This window comes from Microbacterium sp. SORGH_AS_0505, from assembly GCF_030818715.1.
Taxonomy (GTDB): Bacteria; Actinomycetota; Actinomycetes; order Actinomycetales; family Microbacteriaceae; genus Microbacterium.
In genome coordinates, this window is the sequence record NZ_JAUTAT010000001.1 from 2602535 (window position 1) to 2626998 (window position 24464).

Below are 24464 nucleotides of genomic sequence, written 5' to 3' on the forward strand. Positions count from 1 at the left end.
GGATGAACTGGGTCTCCGAGAACCTCGACCTGATCGGACAGCTGACTCTCGCCCATCTCCGACAGAGCGCTATCTCGATCGTCCTCGGTTTCGTCATCGCCATCCCCCTCGGCTGGGCGGCGTTCCGGTTCACGAGGCTCCGCGGCACGCTGCTGGGCGTGGTCGGCATCCTCTACACGATCCCCTCGTTCGGGTTGTTCGCCCTCATCAGCGCGACGACGGGCATCGGTCTGCTCTCCGAGACGAACCTCGTCGTCGCCCTGACGATCTACGCGGTCGCGATCATGACGCGCTCCGTGACCGACGGCCTCGCATCGGTGGATGCCGCGGTCCGCAGCGCGGCGGTGGCCGTCGGGTTCGGGCCGGTCAAGCGCTTCTGGACGGTGGACTTCCCGCTCGCCGGCCCGGTCATGCTCGCGGGTCTGCGGGTGACCGCGGTCTCGACGATCTCGCTCGCCACGGTCGGAGCACTCATCGGGGTGCAGAACCTCGGGTACCTCTTCACCAACGGATCGCAGCGGCGGATCATCCCCGAAGTGCTCGCGGGTGTCCTGGCCGTCGTGGCCATCGCTCTCGTGATCGATCTCGTCCTCGTGCTCGCCGGGCGTGCGCTCATGCCGTGGACCCGCCGGACACGAGTGCCCCGCGAGCGTGCACGCGCGGAGGAGGTGACGGCATGAACGTCTTCCTCGAGGCCTTCGCGTGGATCTTCTCCCCCGACCGGGCCACCGGCTACCTCCCCCTCTGGGAGGCTGTCCTTCAGCACCTCGGTTTCACCTTCGGCTCGGTCGCGATTGCCGCGATCATCGCGATCCCCGCCGGGTGGGCGATCGGCCACACCGGCAAGGGCCGTGAGATCGCCGTGTTCCTCTCGGGAGCCGCCCGGTCCCTCCCCTCGCTGGGTCTCGTCGTCCTCCTGTACCTCGTCATCGGCGTCAACTTCAAGGAGCAGGCCGCGGTGGTGGCCTTCGTCCTCCTCGCGATCCCGTCGATCCTCGCTGGGGCCTACGCCGGCGTCGAAGCGATCAGCCGGTCCACCGTGGAGGCGGGACGCGCCGTCGGGATGACGCCGATGCAGATCCTGTGGAAGATCGAGGTCCCCCTCGGCTTGCCCCTGCTCATCGGCGGCATCCGTTCAGCGGTCCTGCAGGTCGTGGCGACGGTCACCATCGCGGCATACGTGGGTCTGGGCGGTCTCGGCTTCGCCCTCATCCAGGGCATCCAGACCCGTAACGCCGCCCAGATCCTCGGTGCGTCGATCGTCGTCGTCATCCTCGCCCTCGCACTGGACGGGATCTTCGCCCTCTTCCAGCGCATCGTCGTGCCCCGCGGCGTCGCCGTCCAGCACGCTTCCCCTGCGCGTCGCCGCACCCGGCGCACGGCCGTTCCGACCACCTGACCCAGACGTCCCGACCACCACCCCACCCGGAGGCATCCATGTCCATCACACGCACCCGCATCCTGCCAGCCGTCGGCCTCGCTGCCGTCGCCATCGTCGCCCTCTCCGCCTGCGGCTCGAGCGACTCCCTCGAGGGCAGCGGCTCGAACGGCAACGACGGCGGAGGAGACCAGTCGAAGACGATCGTCGTCGGCTCGCAGTCGTACCCGTCGAACGAGATCATCGCCGAGATCTACTCGCAGGTGCTCGAGAGCGACGGCTTCACGGTCGAACGGAAGTTCGCGATCGGACAGCGCGACGCGTACATGCCGTCGATCGAGGACGGCTCCATCGATCTCTTCCCCGAGTACACGGGCAGCCTGCTGCAGTACTACGACAAGTCGGCGACGGCGGGATCGGCCGACGAGGTCTACGCAGCCATGGAGAAGGTGCTGCCGGAGAACTTGACGGCGCTCGATTACTCGCCGGCGACCGACCAGGATTCGTACAACGTCACCGCTGCATTCGCGAAGGAGAACGACCTCACCGAGATCGGCGACCTGGCCAGCCTCACGGATCTGACGTTCGGCGGCGCGCCCGAGCTGGAGCAGCGCCCCTACTTCACCGACCTCCAGAAGGTGTACGGCGTCGACGCCAAGTTCGAGGCGACCGCCGACACGACCGTCGACGAACTCGTCGCGGGCAACATCCAGGTGGCCAACGTGTACAGCGCCGACCCGCGCATCGAGACCGAGGATCTCGTCACGCTCCAGGACCCGAAGGGACTCTTCCTCGCCGCGAACGTGGTCCCCATCGCCAACGCCGACAAGGCTGATGAGATCGCGGACGTCATCAACAAGGTGAGCGCGGCGATGAGCCCCGAGGAGCTCGTGGCCATGAACGTCGAGTCCACCGACGGACAGCGCTCGAGCGCGGACATCGCCAAGGACTGGATCGCTGAGAACCTCGGCTGAGTCATGACAGGCGAGGGCCCGCAGGACACCACCCGATCCGTCAGCGTCGTCATCCCCGTGAAGGACGACGCCGAAGGACTCCGGCGATGCCTGCGGGCCCTCGCTCTGCAGACACGTGCGGCCGACGAGATCGTCGTCGTCGACAACGGCTCGGACGATGATTCCGCCCGTGTCGCGCGTGAGGGCGGGGCCCGAGTCGTCGCGTGCGCCCAGCCCGGGATCCCCGCCGCCGCCGCGACCGGCTACGACGCCGCGAAGGGTGAGTTGATCCTCCGGCTCGACGCGGACTGCGTGCCGGCCGCATCGTGGATCGAGACCATGAGTACCGTCGCCCATCGACGACCCGACGTCGACGTCTTCGCCGGTGGCGCTCGGTTCATCGACGGCCCTCGCCCGCTCCGACGACCCCTGGCCGCGGCGTACCTCGGCAGTTACGGACTGGTTCTCACCCCCACCCTGGGCCACCTCCCTCTTTTCGGGTCGAACCTGGCGATGCGTCGCAGCGCGTGGAGGCGGGTCAGTGATGCGGTGCACCGCGGCGATCCGGAACTACACGACGATCTCGACCTCGCGTTCCACCTGGGTGAACACCACCGGATCCGCTTCGTCCCCGAGGCAGGAATGGGTATCTCGATGCGGCCGTTCGCCTCCGCATCGGCCTTCCGGCGGCGGATCGTCCGCGGCTTCCGTACGGTCGTGTCGCACTGGCCCGCGGACTTCGCGCCTGTCCGAGTGGCCCGCTCTGTCCTGCGCCGCGCACGCCGTCATCGCGGTCCCGGGGAGCAGCGGACATGACTCCTCTCCTCGGCGATGTCGGTGGGGGTCTCCTTCACCTCGCGACGTTCAACGTGCGCCGTCCCCTCCCCCACTTTCTCTCCCTTCCCGCTGACAGCTGGGACCGTCGCCGGCAGGCGATGATGCGGATGCTGGCCCGCGAGGCCCCGGCGGTGCTGGCCACGCAGGAGGTCTTGCCCTCACCTGCTCGCGACATCCTGCAGTCGTTGGGAACGTCATACACACGCATCGGCGTGGGACGCGGACGCGGAGGACGGGGCGAAGGCTGTCCGATCTTCTTCGACACTGCGCGACTCGAGCTCGTCGCGACACGACAGCTCGCTCTCTCCGACACCCCGGAGCTCCCGGGATCCCGCTCGTGGGGCAACCTCCTCCCCCGGATCATGGTCGTCGGGGTCTTCCGGCATCGGACCACCGGCGCACGGTTCGCAGTGATCAACACCCACCTGGATCCGTTCTCCGCTCGTTCCCGTCTGCGCGGCGCCGACGCTGTACGAGACGAGGTCCGGCGTCTCGGCTTCCCGGCCGTCGTGACGGGTGACCTGAACGCCGGAGTGGACTCGGCGACTCAGCGTGCGCTTCTGAAAGACGATCTCCTGACGGATGCCTGGGCCACGGCGGACGAGCGGGTGACGCCCGAGTTCGGCACGTACACGGGATACCGCGACCCGATCCGCGGCGGAGCACGGATCGACGTGATCCTGACGAGTCCTGGCATCGCGGTGGAACGCATCGGCATCGATGCTCGGCGAGAGGACGGCATCGCGCCGTCGGATCACCTGGCGATCCACGCGGCGATCGAGGTGCCCAGATGAGACACGATCCCCTTCGCCGGGCCCACACCGCGACGGAGTGGATGGCCGACGGCGTCCGCCTCCTGGGTCTCGTGAGCGTGCTGGCCGCCGCCATCTGGTGGACTCCGACGGATGCCGGCATCCTGGCCCTCGCCCTGCCCGCACTTCTGATCCCCCGAGCAATCGCTGCCAGACCGGGCTTCGATCTCCTCTACGGAGCCACGGTCACCGTCGCGGCCTGGAGCAACGTCCTCGATCTGTACCGATCGATCCCCTGGTGGGACCTCGTCGTGCACTTCGCCGCCACCGGACTGATCGCAGCAATGGTGCTTCTGCTCGTGCAGCGCGTCGGCGTGGTGCCCCCGACGCTCTCCCGCCGGGGCACTGTCGTCCTCGTCCCCACGATCGGGCTCGCCATCAGCGCCCTGTGGGAGATGGTCGAATGGCTCGGCAAGACCTACCTGGCTCCCGACATCTTCGTCACGTACCAGGACACGATCGGCGATATGGCCGTCGGCGGGCTCGGCTCGCTTCTGACGGGCATCGTGCTCACTCGCGTCACCATCGACCGGTCCGCGCTCGTCGCGGTGAACAAGGAGGAAGAGACATGGCAGATCTGAAGAAGGGCGATCGCGTCAGCTGGAACACGTCGCAGGGACGGACGCAGGGCACCGTCACCGAGCGGAAGACGAGCGACTTCACCTTCGATGGTCAGGACTTCACCGCCTCATCGGACGAGCCCGCCTTCATCGTGGAATCCGAGAAGACCGGCGCGAAAGCAGCGCACAAGGGTTCCGCGTTGCGGAAACTCTCGTCGTGACGCGATGACGCCTGATACGACCGGCGATCTCATCGGCGCCGTCGCGGGCCACCTGATGGGCGCTTCTCGATAGTGCTCACCTTCGGCGGAGGGAGTCTGACGGCAGCGTACGGTCACGCCTGACCGCGTCGTGGGGGCTTATGAGATCACGCTCGAAGACTCCGATGCCTCACGATGGCGGGTGACTCCGGACACCCTGGATGCCGTCGAGCGGGACCTGCGCCCACATCTGGGCTGAGGCACGCGAGCGCGGCGACGGCATCCGCTCCCTCGAGGACGGAGAATCGTCCCATGCCCATCGTCGACAACGCCGTGTACGTGGACGGCCATCGCATCACAGACCCCTCGAATCTCAGCGAGACGTTCGAGCACATGCGGAATCATCACGGGATGGCCTGGATCGGGCTGTACCGCCCGACCGAGGACGAGGTCGCCGCTGTCGCTGCGGAGTTCTCGCTGCACCCGCTCGCCGTCGAAGACGCCTTGACCGGTCATCAGCGCGCCAAGCTCGAACGGTACGGCGATGTCCTGTTCGCCGTCCTTCGGCCGGCACGCTACGACGACCGGACGGAGTCGGTGGCGTTCGGTGAGCTCCACGTCTTCGTGGGCCCCGATTTCGTCGTGACGGTGCGGCAAGCGGACTCGCCCGATCTCGCTCAGGTACGCGCCCGGATGGAGCAGCAGCCGGAGCTCCTGCGCATGGGGCCGGAAGCGATCCTCTACGCCATCCTCGATCAGGTCGTCGATGAGTACGCGCCGGTCACCGCGGGCGTGGAGAACGACATCGACGAGATCGAGGAGGTGCTCTTCGGCGGATCGGATGCCGGCCTCTCGCAGCGCATCTACGGCTTGGCTCGCGAGGTGATCGCGCTCCACAAGTCGACGCTCCCGCTCGACGACATGCTGCAACGGCTGCTGCAGGGATCGGACAAGTACGGGGTCGACATCGAACTCCAGCGGTCGCTGCGGGACGTCCTCGATCACGTCATCCGCCTCAACGAGCGGATCGTGGCGTTCCGCTCCATCCTCGAGAACGCGTTGACGGTGCACTCCACCCTCGTCACCCAGCGTCAGACCGACACGTCACTCGAACAGAACGATCAGGTGAAGAAGATCTCCGGGTGGGCGGCGATCCTGTTCGGCCCGTCCCTGGTGGGAACGATCTACGGCATGAACTTCGAGAACATGCCCGAGCTCCGATGGACGTACGGCTACCCGATGGCTCTCGGCCTGATGGTCGCAAGCTCCGTCGCGCTCTACGTCGTGTTCAAGCGCAAACACTGGCTCTGACGGCACCTCCGGCGTCTGAGGAGACTGCGGAAAAGCAGAAGGCCCCGATCACTGGCGAGAGTGATCGGGGCCGTCCGTGCACCCCCCGGGACTCGAACCCGGAACCCACTGATTAAGAGTCAGTTGCTCTGCCGATTGAGCTAGAGGTGCGTGATTCGAAGAACTCGAACCGAGGGTCAACACTAGCATCACGATTGCGTCCCGCGCCAATCGAGGCACCCTGCACGCGTCGGCGCACTCAGGTGCACGCCGTATCCTGGACACCGTGACGCCCTCTCCCTCTTCGACGGACTGGACAGCCCCCTTCGGCGACGACCTCAGTGACGACCTCGCGCTCGCCCTTCGCCTCGCGGATGCCGCGGATCACGTCTCGATGGAACGCTTCGACGCACCCGATCTCGAGATCAGGACGAAAGCCGATGCCACACACGTCACCGAGGCTGACCTCGCTACGGAGCGCGCCATCCGCGACCTCCTGACCGCGGAGCGTCCCGGCGACGGCATCCTCGGCGAGGAGTACGGCACGAGTGGCGACACTCGCCGCCAGTGGATCATCGATCCGATCGACGGCACCGCGAACTACCTCAAGGGCATCCCCATGTGGGCGACCCTCATTGCCCTCGTCATCGACGGCGCCCCGCGCGTCGGAGTCGTCAGCCAGCCTGCCATCTCCCGCCGCTGGTGGGGCGCCACGGGGTCCGGTGCGTGGACGCGCACCGCCGACGGCGCGACCCGCCCGATCCGGACCTCGGACGTCACCTCGCTCGGCGACGCGAGCATCAGCTTCCAGAGCATCGGTCAGTGGGATGCCGCGGGTCGCACGGACGCTCTTCTGCGCCTCACGCGCGCCGTGTGGCGGGACCGTGGGTACGGCGACGCCTGGCCGTACATGCTCCTCGCCGAGGGACGCCTCGAGTTCGTCGCGGAGTTCGACGTCCGCGAGTACGACATCGCGGCTCACGTCCCGATCATCATCGAGGCCGGCGGTCGCTTCACCGACATCGACGGCGGGGAGCGACTCGACGCCCGGTCGTCGCTGGCGACCAACGGCATCCTGCACGACTCCTTCCTGGAGATGCTGCGAACGTGACGCTCCTTTCCGCACGTCTGCGGGCGGCCGGGATCGCCGCCCTCGTCGCGGTCGGCTCGGTCGTCCTGCTCAGCGCCTGCGTGCCCGGGGGCGCCCCCAGCGCCGCTCCTTCCGACGGCACGCCGCAGGCGTCGTCGACCGCGGGACCTGGGCCGGCGCAGATCGATCCGGACGACGTCACCTGCGAGAACATGCTCTCTCCCGACACCGTCGAGACGTTCGGTTCGACGGGGTGGACGGTACGGGAGGATCCGTTCGTCATCCTCGACCTCGAATTGCCGAAGGGGATCGCGTGCACCTGGGGGGACTTCGGCTCCCCCACGAACGACGACCTCATCCTCTTCGGGTGGTCGCCGATCAGCGAGGCCGACGCGTCTGCGGCGGAGGCCGCTCTGGAAACGGAAGGATGGCTCCGCAAGGACGATCCTCGCGGCACGATGATCACCGAGGATCCGTCGGCAGCCCTGCGCCTGGACGACCAGGGGTATGGGATGACCTATCTGTTCCGCAACGGATGGGTGGAGGTCTCGGACACGAGACAAGGTCTCGACTTGATCGACCTCGGCTGAGGGAACGACGAAGCCCCCGCATCCGCGAACGGACCGGGGGCTGTACTCCGTGACAACGGTTCGTGGAGATGGGGGGAATCGAACCCCCGTCCATCGCTGAGAGACGGCGTCTTCTCCGGGCGCAGTCTGTAAGAGGCGTTCTGCTCGGCTCCGACCTTTAGTACAGACACATAAGTCGACGAGCCCAGCCTGAAAAAGTCCCGCGTGACGCTCAGGCGACGCCACGCAGCGAGATCCCTTAGATGACGCCAGGGACCGTGAGGGGATCACTCACGGACTGACGGACTCGAGCTGGCTGCTTACGCAGCGAGGGCGAAGTCGGACTGCTTCTTATTGGCAGTTATTGGTTCGCAGAGATCGTTTACGAGATAACCCTGCATCCTCGGCCCGCTTCCCGCAGAGTCACAGGCGATGTCGAAACCGATCATCCCCGAGACGCCTGGCGGCGTATGGACCGTTGTCACACTGTGGAGTTGTCATATCTCGGATGCCGGAGCGTCCGAGCATCCCAGACTACCACCGCTCGTGTCGCCACCGCTCGTGTCGGGATCACTCGGCGAGGAAATACTCGGCGGCGAGAGGCGCGATCTCGATCCTGCCGGCATCGCCGTGCGACGCCCATCGAAGCTCCGCGATCTCCGCGGCAGCGACCGGCACCTGCCCCCCGAGCGACACCTCGAACACGTCCGCGACGACCTCGTGACCCGGTTCGTTCGCGGCGTCCGCGCGGAAGACACCGACCCCTCGGAGATCCTCGAGCCCGACCGCCACGCCGAGCTCCTCGCCCAGTTCGCGGACGAGCGTCTCGGCCGGTGTCTCCCCCGGCTCCGGCTTGCCGCCGGGCTGCATGAAGGCGCTCGTGCCGCTCTTGCGCACCAGCAGCAACCTGCCGGCGTCGTCACGGATCACGGCCGCCGAGACGCGGATGGACGGAGCGGAGCCGGCGTCGGGGAGCATCACGCGAAAACGCTAACAGTCGGGCCGACGTACAATCTCATGTGCTCCCCGACGCCCTGCCCGACGAACCCGGGATCGATCCCGACGACCTCGCCACGACGCTCCGCGTCCTCGCGACGCTGTCGTCCCTCCCCCAGACGCATCCGGACTTCATCACGGTCCGACAGGCGACCGCCGCCATGTTCAAGGCGGCCAAGAAGGAGCGGCGGCGCGAGATCCGCCAGGCGATCGCCGACGCCGACCGCGATGTGGTCCATGCGACGGCGACCGGCGCACCCGACCGCATCGATGACGAGACCCGAGGCATCCCCATCGCGGCGCGAACCGCCGCGCCCATCGCCGGCGTGCTGAAGAAAGCGCGCGGGTGCTACATCTGCAAGCAGCCGTACACGGTCGTCGACGCCTTCTACCACCAGCTCTGCCCCGATTGCGCGGCCCTCAGCCACGCCAAGCGCGACGCACGCACCGACCTGACGGGTCGCCGCGCCCTCCTCACCGGCGGTCGAGCGAAGATCGGCATGTACATCGCGCTGCGCCTGCTGCGCGACGGCGCCCACACGACCATCACCACCCGGTTCCCCCGTGACGCGGTGCGCCGCTTCCGCGCGCTGCCCGACTCGGCGGACTGGATCGATCGACTCAAGATCGTCGGCATCGACCTCCGCGACCCCGCACAGGTCATCGCTCTCGCCGACGACGTCGCCGCGGACGGTCCGCTCGACATCATCATCAACAACGCCACCCAGACCGTGAGGCGCTCCCCCGGCGCCTACCAGCCGCTCATCGACGCCGAACTCGCACCACTGCCCGACGGTCCACTCCCCGCACTGGTCACCTTCGGGCACACGAACGACCGGCATCCCGAGGCCCTCGAGCGCTCCGTGAGCGCCCATCCGATCCTGGCTGCCGCAGCCGACCGTGCGGACATCCTCACCCGCGAGGCGATGACCGCCGGATCCACCTCGCTTGACCGCCTCGCGGACGGGACCGCGATCGATGCGGGCGGACTGATCCCCGACCTCGACCACTCCAACTCCTGGGTGCAGCGCGTCGAGCAGGTCGACCCCCTCGAGATGCTCGAGGTCCAGCTCGCGAACACGACCGCTCCGTTCCTGCTCGTGTCGAAGCTGCGGCCGTCCCTCGCTGCGAGCCCGGCGCGGCGCACCTACATCGTCAACGTCAGCGCGATGGAGGGCGTCTTCGAACGCGGCTACAAGGGGCCGGGGCATCCTCACACCAACATGGCCAAAGCAGCGGTCAACATGCTCACCCGCACGAGCGCACGCGAGATGTTCGAATCCGACGGCATCCTGATGACGAGCGTCGACACCGGGTGGATCACCGACGAGCGCCCCCACCCCACGAAGGTCCGGCTCGCCGAAGAGGGCTTCCACGCACCGCTCGACCTCGTCGACGGTGCCGCGCGCGTCTACGACCCCATCGTTCGGGGTGAGGCCGGTGACGATGTGTTCGGCGTCTTCCTCAAGGACTACGCCCCCAGCCGCTGGTGATCTCTCTTCCCGAACCCGGATCCCGCGTCGTGGTGCGCTACGTGCTGCCGGATGGACGCGCCACCGACGCTCTGGGTCCGCTCGTCAGCGTCGAGGCGGACCTCGTCGTGGTCGACGGCGTCCGCGGAACCGTGCGCATCCCGCGCGGTGCGATCATCGCGGCGAAGGCCGTTCCCCCGCCGCCGGAACCCCGGCGACGCCTCCGGCGGCCGTGAGGGTCATTCCCCCAGACGGTTGCGGCCGCGCATGGCGCGCTCGGCTTCGCGCTTGTCCTCGCGCTCGCGGATCGTCTGACGCTTCTCGAACTCCCGCTTGCCCTTCGCCACGGCGATTTCGACCTTCGCGCGACCGTCGGAGAAGTAGAGCTTGAGGGGAACCAGGGTGTAGCCGCCCGCGGAGATCGCATGGGACAGCTTGATGATCTCGTCCTTGTGCAGGAGCAGCTTGCGGGTGCGCTTGGTCGAATGGTTCGTCCAATGACCCTGCGAGTACTCCGGAATGTGCACGGCGTCGAGCCAGGCCTGTCCTCCGTCGATGAACGCGTAGCCGTCGCTGAGGTTCGCGCGCCCCTGCCGGAGCGACTTGACCTCGGTTCCGGTGAGCACGAGGCCCGCCTCGTACGTCTTCTCGATGGCGTACTCGTGGCGCGCGCGACGGTTGGTCGCGATGACCTGCTCTCCGCGTTCCCTGGGCATGTTGACTCCTCGACGCGGCCGCACTCCGCGCGCGGCCGGCCTGCCAGTCTAGCGGAGGCGCCGGTTCAGGTGCGCAGCCATCTGCGGATCGCGAAGCTCGCCGACAAAGCGGCGAGGACGAGTCCCAGCCCCACGATGACGGGGATCACCAGGAGAGCATCGCGTCCGTCGATCCAGGTGGTCACGAAGTCGATCTCATCGACCAGGTAACCACGCACCCCGTACTGCACACCCAACCAGATGGCTACGCTCGCCAGCGCCGACCCGATGAACGCCGCGAAGACGCCCTCGAGGACGAAGGGGGTCTGAATGAACCGATTGGATGCCCCCACGAGCCGCATGATGCCGAGCTCCTTGCGCCGCGCGTAGGCGGACAGGCGGATCGTGGTGGCGATGAGGAGGACGGCCGCCACGAGCATGAGGCCTGCGATCGCCACCGCGATGTACGTGGCGATCGTCAGTGCCGAGAAGAGGGGCTGCAGGTACTCCATCTGGTCCTTCACCTCCTCGACGCCGCTCATGCCGCTGAACGCCTCGTCGATGACGTCCGTCTGCGTGGGGTCGGTCAGGTTCACCCAGTAGGTCTCGTTGAGCTGGGCGGGGGTGATGAAGTCCTTGTAGTCCTGACCCATCAGGTCGAGGACGTTCTGGTAGGCCTCGTCGCGCGTCTCGAAGCGGACGCTGCGGACGATGTCTTTCAGCGCGGGGCTGTCCAGCTTGTCGGCGACCTCCTTCAGCTGCTCCTCCGTGGCCTCGCCGTCGCTGCATGTCGTCTGCGTCGAGCCGTCGCGGCACATGAAGACCGCGACCTGTGCGCGTTCGGCCCAGTAGCCCTGCATCTTCGCGATCTGCATCTGCATGAGCATCGCAGCGCCGACGAAGGTGAGCGAGACGAACGTGACGAGGATGACCGAGATCACCATCGAGGCGTTGCGGCGAAGGCCGGTGAGCGCTTCGCCGAGGACGAGACGGACTCTCATGCGGTCGGCCCCACTTCGTCGTCGTCACGGCGTCCGAGTCCCAGCCGGTCGGCGGCACCGAGGCCGTCGATGTCTGCCAGATCGATGTCCGCAGGCGTGATCGGGATGCCGCGGGTGCCGATATCGGGCTCGGCGGCCGGCCGGTCCTCGTGGCGCGGTTGGGGCGCCACGGGCTCGTCCTGCACGACCGGGACGGCCGGAAGCACGGCGTCCTGCTGCGGCGCGGGCGGCTCTACGGACTCCGGCAGCGGCTCGACGTCGCCGGTGTCACCCGATGAAGCGATCTGCTTCTGCAACTCGAGGACCGCTGTCAGCGCAGCGGTGGCCGCGGCGCCCTTGACCGTCTCGGGGGTCAGGACCGGGAGACCGGAGGTGTCGCCGTACCCGCCGTGTCGCTCATCGCGAACGACGACACCGCCGCGCAGCTCGATCACGCGGCGCTGCATCTGGTCGACGAAGCCCGCCTCGTGCGTGGCCATGACGACCGTTGTGCCGCCGGCGTTGATGCGCGCGAGCAACTGCATGATGTCGACCGACGTGCCGGGATCGAGGTTTCCGGTCGGCTCGTCGGCGAGGAGGATCTGCGGGCGGTTGACGATGGCCCGCGCGATCGCGACGCGCTGCTGCTCACCGCCGGACAGTTCGTGCGGCAGGCGCTTCTCTTTTCCCGCGAGGCCGACGAGCGCGAGGGCCTCGGGCACGGACTGCTGGATGAACGCGCGGCTCGAGCCGATGACCTGCAGCGAGAAGGCGACGTTCTGGAAGACGGTCTTGTTCGGCAGGAGACGAAAGTCTTGGAAGACCGACCCGATGTGACGACGGAAGTACGGCACCTTGCGAGTGCTCAGCCCACGCACGTCGCGTCCGAGGACGACGACACGGCCGTCGGACGCGGTGTCCTCCCGGAGGATGAGGCGCAGGCACGAGGATTTGCCCGAGCCCGAGGCGCCGACGAGGAACACGAACTCCCCGCGCTGGACGTCGAACTCGACGTCGCTGAGAGCGGGTTTGCTGGTGCCGCGGTACTTCTTGGAGACCTTTTCGAAGCGGATCATGGCCAGTCGAGCCTAAGCGGGAAGCCGCCGGCACCCGTCAGCGACACTCCCGATCACTCAGGGGGGTGACAGGGTTCCCCTGACGATGGAATCGCCCGAGTGCCCGGGGTCGCCGTCGACGTCCTCCTGCGAGATGTCGACCACGGTGAAGCGAGACAGATCGACCGCGTCGGGCACATCGAAGGTCCCGGTCGAGCCGTCGAGTGTCCCCAGGCTGACGAGGTCGCTCGCGTCGGCGGTGAGGAGCCAGACTTCGCGGTACCCGTCGTCCGGAACGGATGCCGCCAGGTCGATGACGACGCGATCGTGTCCGTCGACGCGCTCGAGGAGCGCCTCGCCGCCCGCACCCGACCAGCCGGGGAGTCCGTCCAGCCGCGCTTCGGAGATGACGTCGGCCTTCGGAACGATGCCGCCCGACGCCCACACTCCGGCGACGATGGCCACCACCGCGACCGCGGCGCCGGCGAGGACGAAGAACACCGGTCGGCGGCTGACCCGCCTGCGGCGCGATGCGAGGTGTGAACGGGAGCCGCGGGACGCGCCGACGGATGCCGGGGCCGAATCGGCATCGTCCTGTCCCCCGTCGTCCGGCATGGGGGTCGACAGCGACAACTCGGAACGGATCGACTCCCAGACGCGGTCCGGGGGTGTCAGAAGCGGCTCGCCTGCTCCCGATGCGCGACCCGCGAGCACGGCCCGGCCGAACGAGTCGACCTCCGCGCGGCAGTCCGCACAGGCGTCGAGGTGGCGCCGGTCAGCGTCCGACGGCTGCTCTCCCATTGCGAGGAGGGCGGCGACCTCGGGGTCAAGATGTGACATGGTGCGCCTCCAATCGGGTTCGCAGGCGGGTGAGACTTCGGCGGATGTGGCTCTTCACGGTACCGAGCGGCATGCCGAGCCTCTCGGAGATCTGCTGATGTGTCAGGTCTTCGTAGAAGGCGAGAGCGAGAACGGCGCGCGCATCCGGTTCGAGCTGCGACACCTCGTCGGCGACGACCATCGCATCCGAGACGTCATGCTCCACCGTCTGTTCGGGCACCACGGCCTTGAGCGCCTCCTCCAGGCGGGTCGCGCGTGCTCGCGCCTCGTGAGCGTCCGCGATCCGGCGGCGCGCGATCGCGAGCAACCACGCACCCAGCGGCGCCTGGCCGGGCCGGAACGATGACCTCGACGTCCATGCAGACACGAAGGTGCGCTGGGTCACGTCCTCGGCTTCGGCGGTGTCTCCGAGCGAGCGGACCGCGAGGGTGTAGACGATGCGCGACCAGCGGTCGTACATGGCCTTCACCGCCGTGTCATCACCGGCCGCGAAGCGAATGGCGAGTTCACTGTCGTCGTCGACGGCCGGCTCCTTCCGTGCAGCGAGCCGCGGCTCGGTGAGACTCACGATTGCGCCCGTGCAATGAGCACCACGTTATCGCTGTAGGTGCGGGTCTGCTGATCGAAATCACCACCACAGGTGATGACGGCCAGCGTGCGCCGACCCTCCCGGGTGAACAGGCGATCGACGGGGAGTTCGGCGCGCGGGATGTAGGTGACCGATTCGGTGACGTACTCCGTGACGGCGCCGTCGGCATCCGTGACGGTCACGACATCGCCGACGCGGACGTCGCGCAACGCGGCGAGAGGTCCGATGCCGTACGCGCGGTCGTCGACGTGCGCGGCGACGACGGTCGTCCCCTGACCGTCAGCGGGGGCCGAGCCGAACCGGTACCACCCGGCGGTGGTCGGGCGCTCGGGGATCTGCATCTCGCCGGAGTCCGCGACGCCCACGGGTTCGACGGGCATGTCGACGCCGAGGGAGCGGATCGTCAGCCGTTCGGGTGCGGGCGAGTCGGCGGCGGCCCGCGGGGTAGCCGGAGCGACCGGGACGGACACCTGCGGTGAGGGGGGTGCAGGCGTCGGGGAGACCGTCCCGGTCGCGCCGGGGCCGGCCTCGGAAGGGGGCGGACCCGCCTCCGAGACCGGCGCGCAGGCCGCGAGCATCATGGCCGTGAGCGAGACGGCGATGACGAGCAGGCGGCGCATGCGGTGATCCTCGCCGGGATCTCAGCGACGGACCTTGGCAGTGCGCGTCATGTGGATGCCGCCCGCGATGAGTCCGGCGATCAGGGCGGCACCGCCGGCCAACACCCACCCGTCGGTACCGTTTTCGGCGACGAGACCGGCCGAGCCGGTGTTCACGCCGCCCGGGCCGGAGTGCAGACCGTCGATGGTCTGAGTTGCCAGCGCGAGGTTGCCGGCTTCGGCCGATCCCCAGGCGTAGACGATCGTGAGCACACCTTCGGCCACCTCGACATCGGCGGGTCCGATCACGGGGTCCGTCGTCCCGGCCAGGGCGACCGACGCGTTGACAGTGCCGGCGGGCAGGTCGAGTGACTGCTCGTTCGGGTTCTCGAGACCGCTGATCACGGCTTCTCCGCCGGCCAGCACATCGACGGCCGGAGCCGCGGCGACGTGGCGGACCGTCAGACGTCCCTCACCCGCGGCCGTCTTCGACGTGTCGTTCGTGAACAGGTTCGCCGCGGGCTCACCGGCAGCATCCAGATGGGCCACGGCGGTGTAGTTCCCGCCCGCCTCGAGGGTGAGGTCGATCGGGCCGAGCACCGGGTCGGAGTCGTCGGTCGCGTCCGCCGCCGTGAGCGCGACCGAATACGTGCCGCCGGGCAGCTCGAGCGGTCCGCCGAGATCACCGGGCTGGAAGTCGTCGATCGTCAGATCACCGTTGACGTAAACGTCGACGGGTGTGTCGGGGATCGCGTGCAGGACCGACAGGTCCGCGTTGTCCGCCGTGGCGGCCGAGGCGGGGGTGAATGCCGCGAGGGCCACGGCGGCACCGAGAGCCACGCCCGCAGAGAGTGTCTTGCGCATGAGGAACTCCTTCTGATCCGGCGCGAGCTGCTCGCGCTGTCACAGAGGTATTCCTGCGGGACGCCCGTTATGGATGCAGGTGGATGGAAAATCCTGCAGACCGCCCGCGGCGGATCAGTCGTCGTCGTCCTTGCGCTTGCGCCAGCGGATGCCGGCCGCGATGAACCCGTCGAGGTCGCCGTCGAAGACGACCGCGGGGTTGCCGACCTCGTGGCCGGTGCGGAGGTCTTTGACGAGCTGCTGACCGTAGAGGAAGTAGGAGCGCATCTGGTCGCCCCAGCTCGCCGTGATGGTTCCGGCGAGCTCCTTCTTCTTGGCCGCTTCCTCTTCCTTCTGCAGCAGCATGAGGCGGGTCTGGAGCACCCGCATGGCGGCAGCGCGGTTCTGGATCTGGCTCTTCTCGTTCTGCATCGAGACGACGATGCCGGTCGGAAGGTGCGTGAGGCGAACGGCGGAGTCGGTCGTGTTGACCGACTGTCCACCGGGACCCGAGGAACGGAAGACGTCGACCCGGATGTCGCCCTCGGGGATGTCGACCTCCTGGGCCTCCTCCATCACCGGGATGACCTCGACAGCCGCGAAGCTCGTCTGACGCTTGTCGGCCGAGCCGAACGGGCTGATGCGAGCGAGTCGGTGCGTGCCGGCCTCGACCGAGAGCGTGCCGTAGGCATAGGGGGCGTCGACCTCGAACGTGGCTGACTTGATGCCCGCGCCTTCGGCGAAGGACGTGTCCATCACCTTGACGGAGTACTTGTGGCGCTCGGCCCAGCGCAGGTACATGCGCATGAGCATCTCAGCGAAGTCGGTGGCGTCGTCGCCGCCGGCGCCCGAACGGATCGTCACGACCGCGCCGCGGTCGTCATACTCGCCGTCGAGCAGCGTCTGCACCTCGAGCTGGCTGATGACCTTCTCGAGATCGGCGATCTCGCGACGAGCCTCCTCGGCGGAGTCCTCGTCGTCCATCTCCTGCGCGAGCTCGACGAGCACCTCGACGTCGTCGAGTCGCTGCTCGACCTCGGTGACGCGCTTCAGCTCGGACTGTCGGTGGCTCAGGGCGCTGGTGACCTTCTGCGCCTTCTCCACGTCGTCCCAGAGGTCGGGGGCGCCCGCCTCGTCGGACAGACGGGCGATCTCGGCGGTGAGCGCGTCGACATCGACGACCGCCTTGATCTCACCGAAGGTGGAACGGAGGGCCTGGATGTCCGCAGACGGATCGAATTCAAGCATGACACTCCAGAGTAACGTGGATGGCGATGACCGACCGACCCGACTCCCCCACTGCCCGGGAGGTGCTCTGGCGTTTCGGACCCATGGTCTACGCGCCGACCGTCCTCTTCGCGATCGGCGAGGGAGCCGTACTGCCCCTCATCCCGATCCTGGCAGGCAACCTGGGTGCTGACGTCGCACTGTCGGCACTCATCGCTTCGCTGCTCGTCATCGGACAGCTGGTCGGCAACCTGCCCGCGGGCTGGGCGGTCGCCCGGGTCGGCGAGCGGGTGACGATGATGATCGCGGGCTCCGTGGCGCTCGTCGTCTCGCTGGCTGCCGCGCTGGTGCCGTCCCTGCCGGTCTTCGCGGGCGCGGTGTTCCTCATCGGTTCGTGCGCCGCGGCGTTCGGCCTGGCGCGCCACTCCTTCATGACGACGCGCGTACCCGTGATGTTCCGCGCGCGTGCGCTGTCCCTTCTCGGCGGCACCTTCCGCCTCGGCATGTTCACCGGCCCCTTCATCGCGGCGGCGCTCATCGGACTCTTCGGCGACGAGCGGTCGACGATCTGGTTCTTCGCGGTGTGTCTCGTCGCCCTCATCGTCCTGGTGACGTTCGGGCCCGACCCCGAGAAGCAGTTCGTCGCGAAGACCGTGCGCAGTCACGAGGCTGAGGACTCGGGCGAACCCGTGACCGGCTCGATCCCGGTCGCAGAGCGGGTGGGCGTGTTCCGCACGATGTGGCTGCACCGGCGCGTGCTGTCGCGTGTCGGACTCGCGGCGGCGAGCCTCTCGGCCGTCCGATCGGCGCGTCAGGTCGTCCTGCCGCTGTGGGGAGTGTCGATCGGCTTGGACGCGCAGTCGATCGCCCTCGTGGTCGGTATCTCCGGCGCCCTCGACTTCGCCCTTTTCTACGCGAGCGGTCAGGTCATGGACCGCTTCGGACGGCTGTGGGCGGCTCTTCCGGCGATGGTTCCTCATGGGCAGCGGCTTCCTCGCCCTCTCGGTGACGCACGACAGCGCGAGCGCCGAGATGTGGTTCGCGATGTTCGCGGCAGTGCTCGGCGTGGGCAACGGCCTCTCCAGCGGCATCCTGCTGACGATCGGTGCGGATCTCGCGCCGAAGGACGATCCGGCGCCGTTCCTCGGGTCGTGGCGCACACTGACGGATGCCGGTGGCGCCACCACCCCGCTGATCGTCACGGGCATCACGGCTGTCTCGTCGCTGTCGTTCGCGGCCGGCGCGGTCGGCGTGATCGGGCTGCTCGGCGCCGTGGCCTTCATCCGCTGGCTGCCGAGGTTCCTCCCCCACGCGGGACGCTGACCGGGCGCTATTCGAGCGCGGTGCGACTCGTCGCCGTCGCCTGCAGGGTGATGCCTTCGGGGACGAACAGCGTCGATATTGGCGGACGCCACATCGAGCTGACGACGACCCGCGCGGACACCCCGTCGGGGCTGCTCGCGGAGACGATGCTCGCATCAGGCTCGGTGGCGACGATCGCCTGCGCCTGCTCCCGCACTCCCCCGTCCGTCAGCTCCGCACGAGGCTCGCCGTCGACGACGTCGAGGGTGAAACCATCGGCACCGGCGAGAGCCGCGGCATCCGCCGTCGCCTGCGTGCGTTTCTGCGCGAGGTACAGGCTGGTCGCGTCGACCGTCACGAACATCAGGACGAGGGCGAGCAGTGCGTAGCCGATCGTCAGCAGCAGGATGCTGCCCTCTTGGTCATCGCGCCGGATCATCCGTCCGTCCAATACCGCGAGACCTTCTGCACCGAGGAAGACTCCACCCCGACCCGGGCCGCGTCGTCGAGACCGAGGACCGGTGGGACCAGCGGAAGCGGGACCGACGAGGAGACCGTCACCCGCACGATGGCGCCCGCGGTGGGGCAGGTGACGGCGTCGCCCACGCAAGACACATCGACCGCCAGCGTGTCGCGGTCGAGGTCGTACTCGGTCACGAGGGAGTCCAGAACCGCGGCGGCACGGTCATCGGCATCCTCGACGCTCTCCGCGGACGCGACCGCTCGAGCGACATGCCGGGAGGCTGACTCGACGCCGAGAGCGTGCGACTGGATGATGCCGAGGGTCACGACGAGGTAGATGATCGGCACGAGCAGGATGACGCCGCCGACAATGAACTCGAGCGCGGCCGAGCCGGCCTCGTCGCCGAGGAGGCGCTCAGTCGAAGCTCTCCGCGGGCGCATGGACGGTCACCTCCCACCCGTGCGGGACGCCGAGGAGACCGATCAACGGCAACCGCGTCGTCAGGGTCACCGACACCGTCTCGTACCCGAGGGCACCGGTTTCCGTCGCGGTCGCGCTCTCGACGAACCCACCGCCGACCGCACGATCGACGACCTCTCGTGCCCGGGCGGCGCCGGCAGACGTCTCCACATCCGCCAGAGCAGCGTGGTAGGCGCCCTCGACAGCGGCATCGTGGACGACGTTCCGGACGTAGACAGCGAGCCCCAGCTGGAGCACTCCGAGGGTCAAAACGGTCAACAGCACGCCGACGAGCACGAACTCGACCGGCGTCGATCCGCGCTCCTCGGAGAGCAGCCGCCGCATCTCAGAGCCTCAGAAGCTCGAGACCTGGTCGATCGCCTGCTGGAACAGTTGCGCGAGCGCCGGCCCCGCAAGTGCCCAGATGACGACGACGAGCCCGGCGGTCATGAGCGTGATCAGCACCCAGCCGGGCACATCTCCGCGCTCATCGTCTCGAAGGTCCGCCTGCACGGTTCCCCACGCGGTCCGCAGTCGTACGAGGGTGGAATGGATCATGGTGATCTCCTTTCGATCGAGGGTCAGCCGACCCCGAGGCGAAGCATGACGATGCCCGGGAAGACGGCGAAAAGCACGCTCATGGGAAGCAGGAGGAACACGATCGGGAAGAGCATCGCGATCTCCTTCTTCCCGGCCTGCTCGATGAGCGAACGCTTGGCGTCCTCCCGGGCATCGCCCGCCTGCGCCTGCAGGACGCCTGCGAGCGGGGCGCCGCGGTCGATCGCGGCGACGAGGTGCTCGATGGCTCGCGACAGCGCGGGCACATCCAGGCGCCGCCCCAGGTCGAGGAGCGCGTCGGAAAGATTCGATCCGGTGCCGCTGTCGAGGACTGCGCGTCGGATCTCCACGGTGAGCTCGCCGCTGCCGATCTCGCCCACCCGATGAAGCGCGTCCCGCAGCCCCTCGCCGGCCGCGAGGCACAGCGAGAGGAACTCCAGGAGGGTGGGAAGCTCTTCCTCCACGCGCGTCCGACGACGACGGGCGGCCGCCGTGAGACGGAAGTCCACGAGTGCCGCCGCCGACAGGGCAAGGACCGGCGGCAGGACGGCGGCTCCGGGCGTGAGTCTGCTACTGACAGTGAGGATCACGACGACGACGCCGCCGAGCAGGCCACCCACGACGACCCACGTGAGCTGACGAGCGCGGAATCCTGCGGCATCCTGCGTCCAGCCGGCCTGGCGCAGTCGATGTTCCAGTCGCGCCGCCCCGCCGACCGATGCCATGAGGCGATCGCGGCGCGCACGCCAGTCCCCGGGAACCGGGGCCAAGGGTGTCAAGCCGCGCGGATCCGCGATGTCGCGCAGGTACGGCGCGATACGACGGGAGAGCGTCGGGGCGGCGAGACGCGGAATGCGCGTCGCGACGAGAACGAGGCCACTGGCGAAGGCGCCGCCGAGGACGATCGCCAGTGCCACGTGCGTGAGGCCGCTCACGCGAACCACCTCCGCGGCTCCGGCAGGCGACCGATCCCCAGCATGAGTCGGAACGCGACGACCGAGACGGCCGCACCCAGGATAATGATGGTCACCCCTTCCGGGCTGCTGTACGCCGTGGCGCCCTCAGGCCGCAGGGCGAGAAGTCCGAGGATCACCCACGGTGCGACGACACCCAGGACGGCGGCGCCGCGGATCCACGACTGGCGCGCTTCGATCTCCGCCCGCAGCGCCGCCTCGGCACGGACGGACGCCGACAGGGCCCGGAGGACGCTCGTCAGCTCGGTGCCGCCCACCTGCCGCGCCATCCGGAGCGCCTCGATGATCCGGTCCGCGACGGGATCGGCGAGGCGTGCTTTGAGGCGCAGGGAGCTGGAATCAAAATGCCCGGAGGCGGAGACGTCCGACGCGAAGGCCGCGAAAGCGGGACGAAGTGCCGGTGGCCCGACCTCACCCAGGGCGGAGACCGCATCGGGGAGCGACATCCCCGAACGGACCGAGGCGACGAGGAGGTCGCAGACGTCGGGCCACAGCTGCCGACGTCCCTTCTGCAGGCGACGCACGCGTCCGCGCAACCACGCCGCCGGAGCGAAGAAGCCGGCCACCGCGGCGACGGCGGCGAAGGCGGGGAGAGCTGTCACCAGCCAGACCGCCGCACCGGCGAGGGCTGCCGCGGCGAGCGAGACCATCGCGAGATGCCCGACGGTGGCATGACCGAACCCGGCATCCTGCAGGAGGCGCGTGGCACGACCGTCACGCGGATACCCCTCCTCGCGGACCGTCCGAGGCGGCCACAACCAGGGTGAGAGGGCGAGGAGGATGCCGGCGGCGAGCGTCACGCCGAGAACGGTCGTCATGCCGACTCGCCCCCGAACACGGGACGGGTCTCGATGACGCCGTCGACCACCCGACCGGTCGGAGCGACGATCTCGGCGACGGCTCGCCGGCCGTCGGCATCGCGTCGGCAGTGGACGACGAGCCCGACGGAGGCGGCGATGGCCGGGAGGAGGAAGTCGCGGTCGATGTTCCGGCCTGCCAGGAGCGGGAGCGAACCGAGCTTGCGGAGAGCGTCGGTCGCAGAGTTCGCGTGGATCGTGGCAGCTCCGGGCACGCCGGTGTTGAGCGCCAGGACGAGGTCCAGGGCTTCGGCGTCGCGGACCTCGCCGACCACCAGCCGGTCGGGTCGCATGCGGAGTGCTTCCTTGACGAGTCGTCGGAGGGATACCTCGCCGGTGCCTTCCAGGCTCGGCTGCCGTCCCTGGAGCGCGACCAGGTCAGGCGCCTGCGCCGTGAGCTCGAACGTCTCCTCCACCGTCACGATGCGGTGGTGCGAGGGCGCCGCAGCGATCAACGCACCCAGCAGCGTCGTCTTGCCGGCGTGCGTCGCACCGGACACGATCACGCTGGTGCCGTCGCGCATCGCTGCGCGGAGTATCGCAGCCTCCGCAGAGCCCACCGATCCGGCTGCGACGAGGTCGTCGAGGGTGCGGAAGCGTGTCAGGAACTTCCTGATGTTCACGGCCCAGTGGCGGCGCGTGATGTCGGGGATGACCACGTGCACGGTGTATCGCCAACCGACATCAGCCTGGGAACGACGAAACGCCCCACCATCCCTCGAAGGGCGGCGGGGCGTGGAATGTCAGGTCAGGCCGTGCGCCGCTCCGCGCGACGTCGAGCGTCAGCGCGGTCGCGGAGTCGGCGGAGTCGGCGGAGTCGGTGGACCAACATCGGTTCAAGCTCCGCCGCAGCGGGGTCGTCGACGACGCGACCGAGGAGTTGGTAGTAGCGCGCTGCGGTGACGCCGAGTTCGGCTTCGATCGCGAGTTGCTTGTCGGGCGGGGGGTTCGGGTGTCGGGATTCGAAAGCGAGCAGTTCGCTCGTGGTCGGAGTAGGCATCCGGAAAATGCTCGCACCGACCACCGATCACCGACCACCGACACCCGGTCAGACCTCAGTGCAGATGTCTCCGTAGGACGGGTGGCCGTACACGACGTAGATGGTGCCGTCGCTCTCGAGGACGTAGACGAAGTCCGCGCCACCCTCGACAGCCGCCTCGCAGATGGTGATCGCCTCGGCCGCTTCGGCGCTCCCGTCGGTGCGCGGATCCGTCAGCAAGGTCTCGACCTCCCAGCGTCCAGGCTCGGTCTCGGTCACGCCCTCGACGGCGTCGGATGCCGCGCGGACGGATGTCTCGACATCGGCGGCCGGCTCCGCTGCCGGCTGGTCTGACGCTTCGGCCTCCGGGGTGGCCTCGACGGTGACCGTCGGCGCCGGCGAAGCCTCCGTGGTGATCGTGACGGTCGGTGCCGGAGCGGGCTCGGTCGACGAGCATCCAGCGAACATCAGCACCGCGACGACGAGCGCTACTCCCCCGAGCTTCTCCATGGGGTGAGCCTACTGGTCACGCACCGCGAACGCCGGGCAGATCGTCCGCGGCACCAGGCCGCTCGATCCACGGGACGTCCTGAAACCACCCGCACCCGCCGCACTGGTAGCCGCCGTCGACATCGCGCATAACTGTCCCGCAGGCAGGGCAGTTTGGCTGCTCGCCGCCCTCAAATGGATCAGACGCGATCAACGCCGAGCCGTGTCAGGCAGAGAGACGGTTGCGCTCGAAATAGCGAGCATGAGTGCGCTCGACGGTCTCAATTGAGTCGCTGTTGAGAGAAACGATCTCCCAGTCGAAGTCTGAGCGCACCTTCTCCAACTCGAGACGTCGCCGCAGGGCCTCACGGTGACCCTCGCTGCCGGGGAAACTGTGGACACGGCGCTCACCGGTGCGACGGTTGTACTCGATTACGAATCCAGCCATGCTCACACTCTCCCTGGGCCCAGTTGTCCGTCACGCAAAGATTGCCGAAGCCTCTCCAGTGAGTTCTTCAGTTCGTCCTCGTTCGTACGATTGCGAGCTTGCAATAGTTCTACCCTACGGCGCACCTGTCTTAGCTGCACTCGCGTGCGCGCGTTCACGGGCGTCTCATCGAGGGACAACGAGATGGAGGCGATTTCATTCCGGTCGTTCTCGATCTGCGCGATGCGCTCGGTCGAGAGATCTCGCAACGCCCGAATGATGAAGCTACCCAGTTCGTCATCCGGCAGTTCGTCGTAGCGGATACCTCGACCAAAGACGTCCGCGGCCACCTCGTACATGTTCGCCCAGTCGCCCTGCAGATGCGTCCGCACCTGTACTTCCACCTTCGCTTCGAGCTTGAGCCAGACGTGGACGGCGCGATACCCGCTGTGTGCATCACGCCGCAGGTCACGGACGCTGTCATCAAGCCGATGACTGAATCGACCAGCGATCGCGTTGACGACGGCATCCTGCTCGTCCAACGTCATTTCAGCCTCGAACCGGACGCCAGCCACATCTTGCACGCTCGGCAGCGGCAGCGTTGGGTCCCGTTCGAGCTTCTGCCGCAGCGTATCCAGCGTCTTCGGCCTAGAGGTCACCTCGTATGGTCGGTCACCCAAGAGGGGCGCCCAGTCCAGTCCAGAGATGGTGGTCTGCACGTGCTCGGCTAGGTCGTTGTACCAGAGCATCACCTCGTCGTAGGACGGCAGACCGGACGCAGGCTCGGTGCCCTCGCGAATGTGCCGGCTGAGCCGCTTGAGCTGGTTCTTCGACCAGGGCAGCGGCTCCATGGCTTGAGCGTAGCGGCCGGTTGCTACATGGGTGTCGGCGTACGATGAGATGCTCTCGGCCGGAGAAAGGAAACATCCGGTATTGGGAACGAATCGGCGCTACGCCACCGCGGTCGACGC

32 protein-coding genes, 1 tRNA gene, 1 other RNA gene and 1 pseudogene are annotated in these 24464 nt (G+C 68.2%); 13 read left to right on the forward strand and 22 right to left on the reverse strand.

Annotated features, from left to right (window positions below; translation table 11 throughout):
• Positions 1 to 2 precede the first annotated feature (2 nt).
• From QE428_RS12880 to corA, 8 genes are all read left to right on the forward strand, one after another.
• Positions 3 to 680 (forward strand): ABC transporter permease, encoded by a 678-nt coding sequence (locus QE428_RS12880; protein WP_307469928.1) that lies wholly within the window; start codon positions 3 to 5, stop codon positions 678 to 680.
• Positions 677 to 1399 carry an ABC transporter permease gene (locus tag QE428_RS12885; RefSeq protein WP_307469930.1) on the forward strand — a complete coding sequence of 241 codons (723 nt, stop codon included), beginning with the start codon at positions 677 to 679 and terminating at the stop codon, positions 1397 to 1399. The genes QE428_RS12880 and QE428_RS12885 overlap by 4 nt, the downstream gene beginning before the upstream one ends.
• A gap of 38 nt (positions 1400 to 1437) precedes the next feature.
• Positions 1438 to 2352, forward strand: coding sequence for an ABC transporter substrate-binding protein (locus tag QE428_RS12890; protein WP_307469932.1), 915 nt, complete (start codon positions 1438 to 1440; stop codon positions 2350 to 2352).
• Between the two features lie 3 nt (positions 2353 to 2355).
• Positions 2356 to 3147: a glycosyltransferase family 2 protein gene (locus QE428_RS12895; RefSeq protein WP_307469935.1), complete on the forward strand. Its 792-nt coding sequence runs from the start codon at positions 2356 to 2358 to the stop codon at positions 3145 to 3147.
• Positions 3144 to 3962 carry an endonuclease/exonuclease/phosphatase family protein gene (locus tag QE428_RS12900; RefSeq protein WP_307469938.1) on the forward strand — a complete coding sequence of 273 codons (819 nt, stop codon included), beginning with the start codon at positions 3144 to 3146 and terminating at the stop codon, positions 3960 to 3962. The genes QE428_RS12895 and QE428_RS12900 overlap by 4 nt, the downstream gene beginning before the upstream one ends.
• Complete coding sequence (locus QE428_RS12905; protein ID WP_307469940.1) at positions 3959 to 4561, forward strand: DUF2238 domain-containing protein; 603 nt, start codon at positions 3959 to 3961, stop codon at positions 4559 to 4561. The genes QE428_RS12900 and QE428_RS12905 overlap by 4 nt, the downstream gene beginning before the upstream one ends.
• Positions 4549 to 4761 carry a DUF2945 domain-containing protein gene (locus QE428_RS12910; protein ID WP_091354169.1) on the forward strand — a complete coding sequence of 71 codons (213 nt, stop codon included), beginning with the start codon at positions 4549 to 4551 and terminating at the stop codon, positions 4759 to 4761. The genes QE428_RS12905 and QE428_RS12910 overlap by 13 nt, the downstream gene beginning before the upstream one ends.
• Positions 4762 to 5052: 291 nt before the next feature.
• Positions 5053 to 6051, forward strand: a complete 999-nt coding sequence (gene corA, locus QE428_RS12915; RefSeq protein WP_307469943.1) for a magnesium/cobalt transporter CorA — start codon at positions 5053 to 5055, stop codon at positions 6049 to 6051.
• 77 nt (positions 6052 to 6128) lie between these two features.
• Here the strand turns inward: corA and QE428_RS12920 are convergent.
• Positions 6129 to 6201 (reverse strand) — tRNA-Lys (locus tag QE428_RS12920).
• A 115-nt stretch (positions 6202 to 6316) separates the two neighbouring features.
• On the opposite strand from QE428_RS12920, the gene QE428_RS12925 reads away from it, so the two are divergent.
• Both QE428_RS12925 and QE428_RS12930 read left to right on the forward strand, forming a co-directional pair.
• Positions 6317 to 7141, forward strand: coding sequence for an inositol monophosphatase family protein (locus tag QE428_RS12925; RefSeq protein ID WP_307469946.1), 825 nt, complete (start codon positions 6317 to 6319; stop codon positions 7139 to 7141).
• The gene (locus QE428_RS12930) at positions 7138 to 7710 is read left to right on the forward strand and encodes a hypothetical protein (protein WP_307469948.1); all 573 of its coding nucleotides are present in this window, start codon (positions 7138 to 7140) and stop codon (positions 7708 to 7710) included. Before QE428_RS12925 ends, QE428_RS12930 begins: the two co-directional genes overlap by 4 nt.
• Positions 7711 to 7770: 60 nt before the next feature.
• Here the strand turns inward: QE428_RS12930 and ssrA are convergent.
• Together ssrA and QE428_RS12940 are read right to left on the reverse strand one after the other, a co-directional pair.
• Positions 7771 to 8142, reverse strand: a transfer-messenger RNA (tmRNA) gene (ssrA, locus tag QE428_RS12935).
• Positions 8143 to 8259: 117 nt separating this feature from the next.
• Complete coding sequence (locus QE428_RS12940; protein ID WP_307470746.1) at positions 8260 to 8667, reverse strand: NUDIX domain-containing protein; 408 nt, start codon at positions 8665 to 8667, stop codon at positions 8260 to 8262.
• Between the two features lie 41 nt (positions 8668 to 8708).
• Between QE428_RS12940 and QE428_RS12945 the strand changes: the two genes are divergently transcribed.
• Together QE428_RS12945 and QE428_RS12950 are read left to right on the forward strand one after the other, a co-directional pair.
• Complete coding sequence (locus tag QE428_RS12945; protein ID WP_307469950.1) at positions 8709 to 10178, forward strand: SDR family oxidoreductase; 1470 nt, start codon at positions 8709 to 8711, stop codon at positions 10176 to 10178.
• Complete coding sequence (locus QE428_RS12950; RefSeq protein WP_307469953.1) at positions 10175 to 10393, forward strand: hypothetical protein; 219 nt, start codon at positions 10175 to 10177, stop codon at positions 10391 to 10393. Before QE428_RS12945 ends, QE428_RS12950 begins: the two co-directional genes overlap by 4 nt.
• Before the next feature lie 3 nt (positions 10394 to 10396).
• Here QE428_RS12950 and smpB read toward each other — a convergent pair whose 3' ends face one another.
• The 8 genes from smpB to prfB all read right to left on the reverse strand — a co-directional run bounded on the left by smpB (position 10397) and on the right by prfB (position 17006).
• Positions 10397 to 10873 carry an SsrA-binding protein SmpB gene (smpB, locus tag QE428_RS12955; protein ID WP_091354186.1) on the reverse strand — a complete coding sequence of 159 codons (477 nt, stop codon included), beginning with the start codon at positions 10871 to 10873 and terminating at the stop codon, positions 10397 to 10399.
• A 65-nt stretch (positions 10874 to 10938) separates the two neighbouring features.
• Positions 10939 to 11853, reverse strand: a complete 915-nt coding sequence (gene ftsX, locus QE428_RS12960; RefSeq protein WP_307469958.1) for a permease-like cell division protein FtsX — start codon at positions 11851 to 11853, stop codon at positions 10939 to 10941.
• Entirely contained in the window at positions 11850 to 12908 is a 1059-nt protein-coding gene (gene ftsE, locus QE428_RS12965; RefSeq protein ID WP_091354195.1) for a cell division ATP-binding protein FtsE, read from the reverse strand. Before ftsE ends, ftsX begins: the two co-directional genes overlap by 4 nt.
• A gap of 57 nt (positions 12909 to 12965) precedes the next feature.
• On the reverse strand, positions 12966 to 13727 hold the full coding sequence (locus QE428_RS12970) for an anti-sigma factor domain-containing protein (protein ID WP_091354198.1): 762 nt from the start codon (positions 13725 to 13727) through the stop codon (positions 12966 to 12968).
• Complete coding sequence (locus tag QE428_RS12975) at positions 13714 to 14295, reverse strand: RNA polymerase sigma factor (RefSeq protein ID WP_091354202.1); 582 nt, start codon at positions 14293 to 14295, stop codon at positions 13714 to 13716. Before QE428_RS12975 ends, QE428_RS12970 begins: the two co-directional genes overlap by 14 nt.
• Entirely contained in the window at positions 14292 to 14936 is a 645-nt protein-coding gene (locus QE428_RS12980) for a class F sortase (protein ID WP_307469969.1), read from the reverse strand. The genes QE428_RS12975 and QE428_RS12980 overlap by 4 nt, the downstream gene beginning before the upstream one ends.
• Positions 14937 to 14957: 21 nt before the next feature.
• A complete protein-coding gene (locus QE428_RS12985) occupies positions 14958 to 15779 on the reverse strand; it encodes a DUF4397 domain-containing protein (RefSeq protein WP_307469972.1) in 822 nt (273 codons plus the stop codon).
• A 114-nt stretch (positions 15780 to 15893) separates the two neighbouring features.
• Positions 15894 to 17006, reverse strand: coding sequence for a peptide chain release factor 2 (gene prfB, locus QE428_RS12990; protein ID WP_065570373.1), 1113 nt, complete (start codon positions 17004 to 17006; stop codon positions 15894 to 15896).
• Positions 17007 to 17032: 26 nt separating this feature from the next.
• Here prfB and QE428_RS12995 point away from each other — a divergent pair.
• Positions 17033 to 18308, forward strand: a pseudogene (locus QE428_RS12995) (MFS transporter).
• A 7-nt stretch (positions 18309 to 18315) separates the two neighbouring features.
• Here the strand turns inward: QE428_RS12995 and QE428_RS13000 are convergent.
• The 11 genes from QE428_RS13000 to QE428_RS13050 all read right to left on the reverse strand — a co-directional run bounded on the left by QE428_RS13000 (position 18316) and on the right by QE428_RS13050 (position 24344).
• Positions 18316 to 18726: a pilus assembly protein TadG-related protein gene (locus QE428_RS13000; protein WP_307469974.1), complete on the reverse strand. Its 411-nt coding sequence runs from the start codon at positions 18724 to 18726 to the stop codon at positions 18316 to 18318.
• Positions 18723 to 19190: a TadE/TadG family type IV pilus assembly protein gene (locus tag QE428_RS13005; protein WP_307469977.1), complete on the reverse strand. Its 468-nt coding sequence runs from the start codon at positions 19188 to 19190 to the stop codon at positions 18723 to 18725. Before QE428_RS13005 ends, QE428_RS13000 begins: the two co-directional genes overlap by 4 nt.
• Complete coding sequence (locus QE428_RS13010; protein WP_091354221.1) at positions 19165 to 19554, reverse strand: TadE/TadG family type IV pilus assembly protein; 390 nt, start codon at positions 19552 to 19554, stop codon at positions 19165 to 19167. The genes QE428_RS13005 and QE428_RS13010 overlap by 26 nt, the downstream gene beginning before the upstream one ends.
• Before the next feature lie 9 nt (positions 19555 to 19563).
• Positions 19564 to 19767 carry a hypothetical protein gene (locus QE428_RS13015; RefSeq protein WP_091354225.1) on the reverse strand — a complete coding sequence of 68 codons (204 nt, stop codon included), beginning with the start codon at positions 19765 to 19767 and terminating at the stop codon, positions 19564 to 19566.
• A 23-nt stretch (positions 19768 to 19790) separates the two neighbouring features.
• Entirely contained in the window at positions 19791 to 20702 is a 912-nt protein-coding gene (locus QE428_RS13020; RefSeq protein ID WP_307469986.1) for a type II secretion system F family protein, read from the reverse strand.
• Positions 20699 to 21559, reverse strand: a complete 861-nt coding sequence (locus QE428_RS13025; protein ID WP_307469988.1) for a type II secretion system F family protein — start codon at positions 21557 to 21559, stop codon at positions 20699 to 20701. Before QE428_RS13025 ends, QE428_RS13020 begins: the two co-directional genes overlap by 4 nt.
• Positions 21556 to 22257, reverse strand: a complete 702-nt coding sequence (locus tag QE428_RS13030) for a CpaF family protein (RefSeq protein ID WP_307469990.1) — start codon at positions 22255 to 22257, stop codon at positions 21556 to 21558. The genes QE428_RS13025 and QE428_RS13030 overlap by 4 nt, the downstream gene beginning before the upstream one ends.
• A gap of 89 nt (positions 22258 to 22346) precedes the next feature.
• Positions 22347 to 22598, reverse strand: coding sequence for a DUF3263 domain-containing protein (locus tag QE428_RS13035; protein WP_307469993.1), 252 nt, complete (start codon positions 22596 to 22598; stop codon positions 22347 to 22349).
• A gap of 48 nt (positions 22599 to 22646) precedes the next feature.
• Positions 22647 to 23087, reverse strand: coding sequence for a hypothetical protein (locus QE428_RS13040; protein ID WP_307469996.1), 441 nt, complete (start codon positions 23085 to 23087; stop codon positions 22647 to 22649).
• Between the two features lie 205 nt (positions 23088 to 23292).
• Positions 23293 to 23514 (reverse strand): hypothetical protein, encoded by a 222-nt coding sequence (locus QE428_RS13045; protein WP_307469999.1) that lies wholly within the window; start codon positions 23512 to 23514, stop codon positions 23293 to 23295.
• 2 nt (positions 23515 to 23516) lie between these two features.
• Positions 23517 to 24344: a hypothetical protein gene (locus QE428_RS13050; RefSeq protein ID WP_307470003.1), complete on the reverse strand. Its 828-nt coding sequence runs from the start codon at positions 24342 to 24344 to the stop codon at positions 23517 to 23519.
• Positions 24345 to 24464 lie beyond the last annotated feature (120 nt).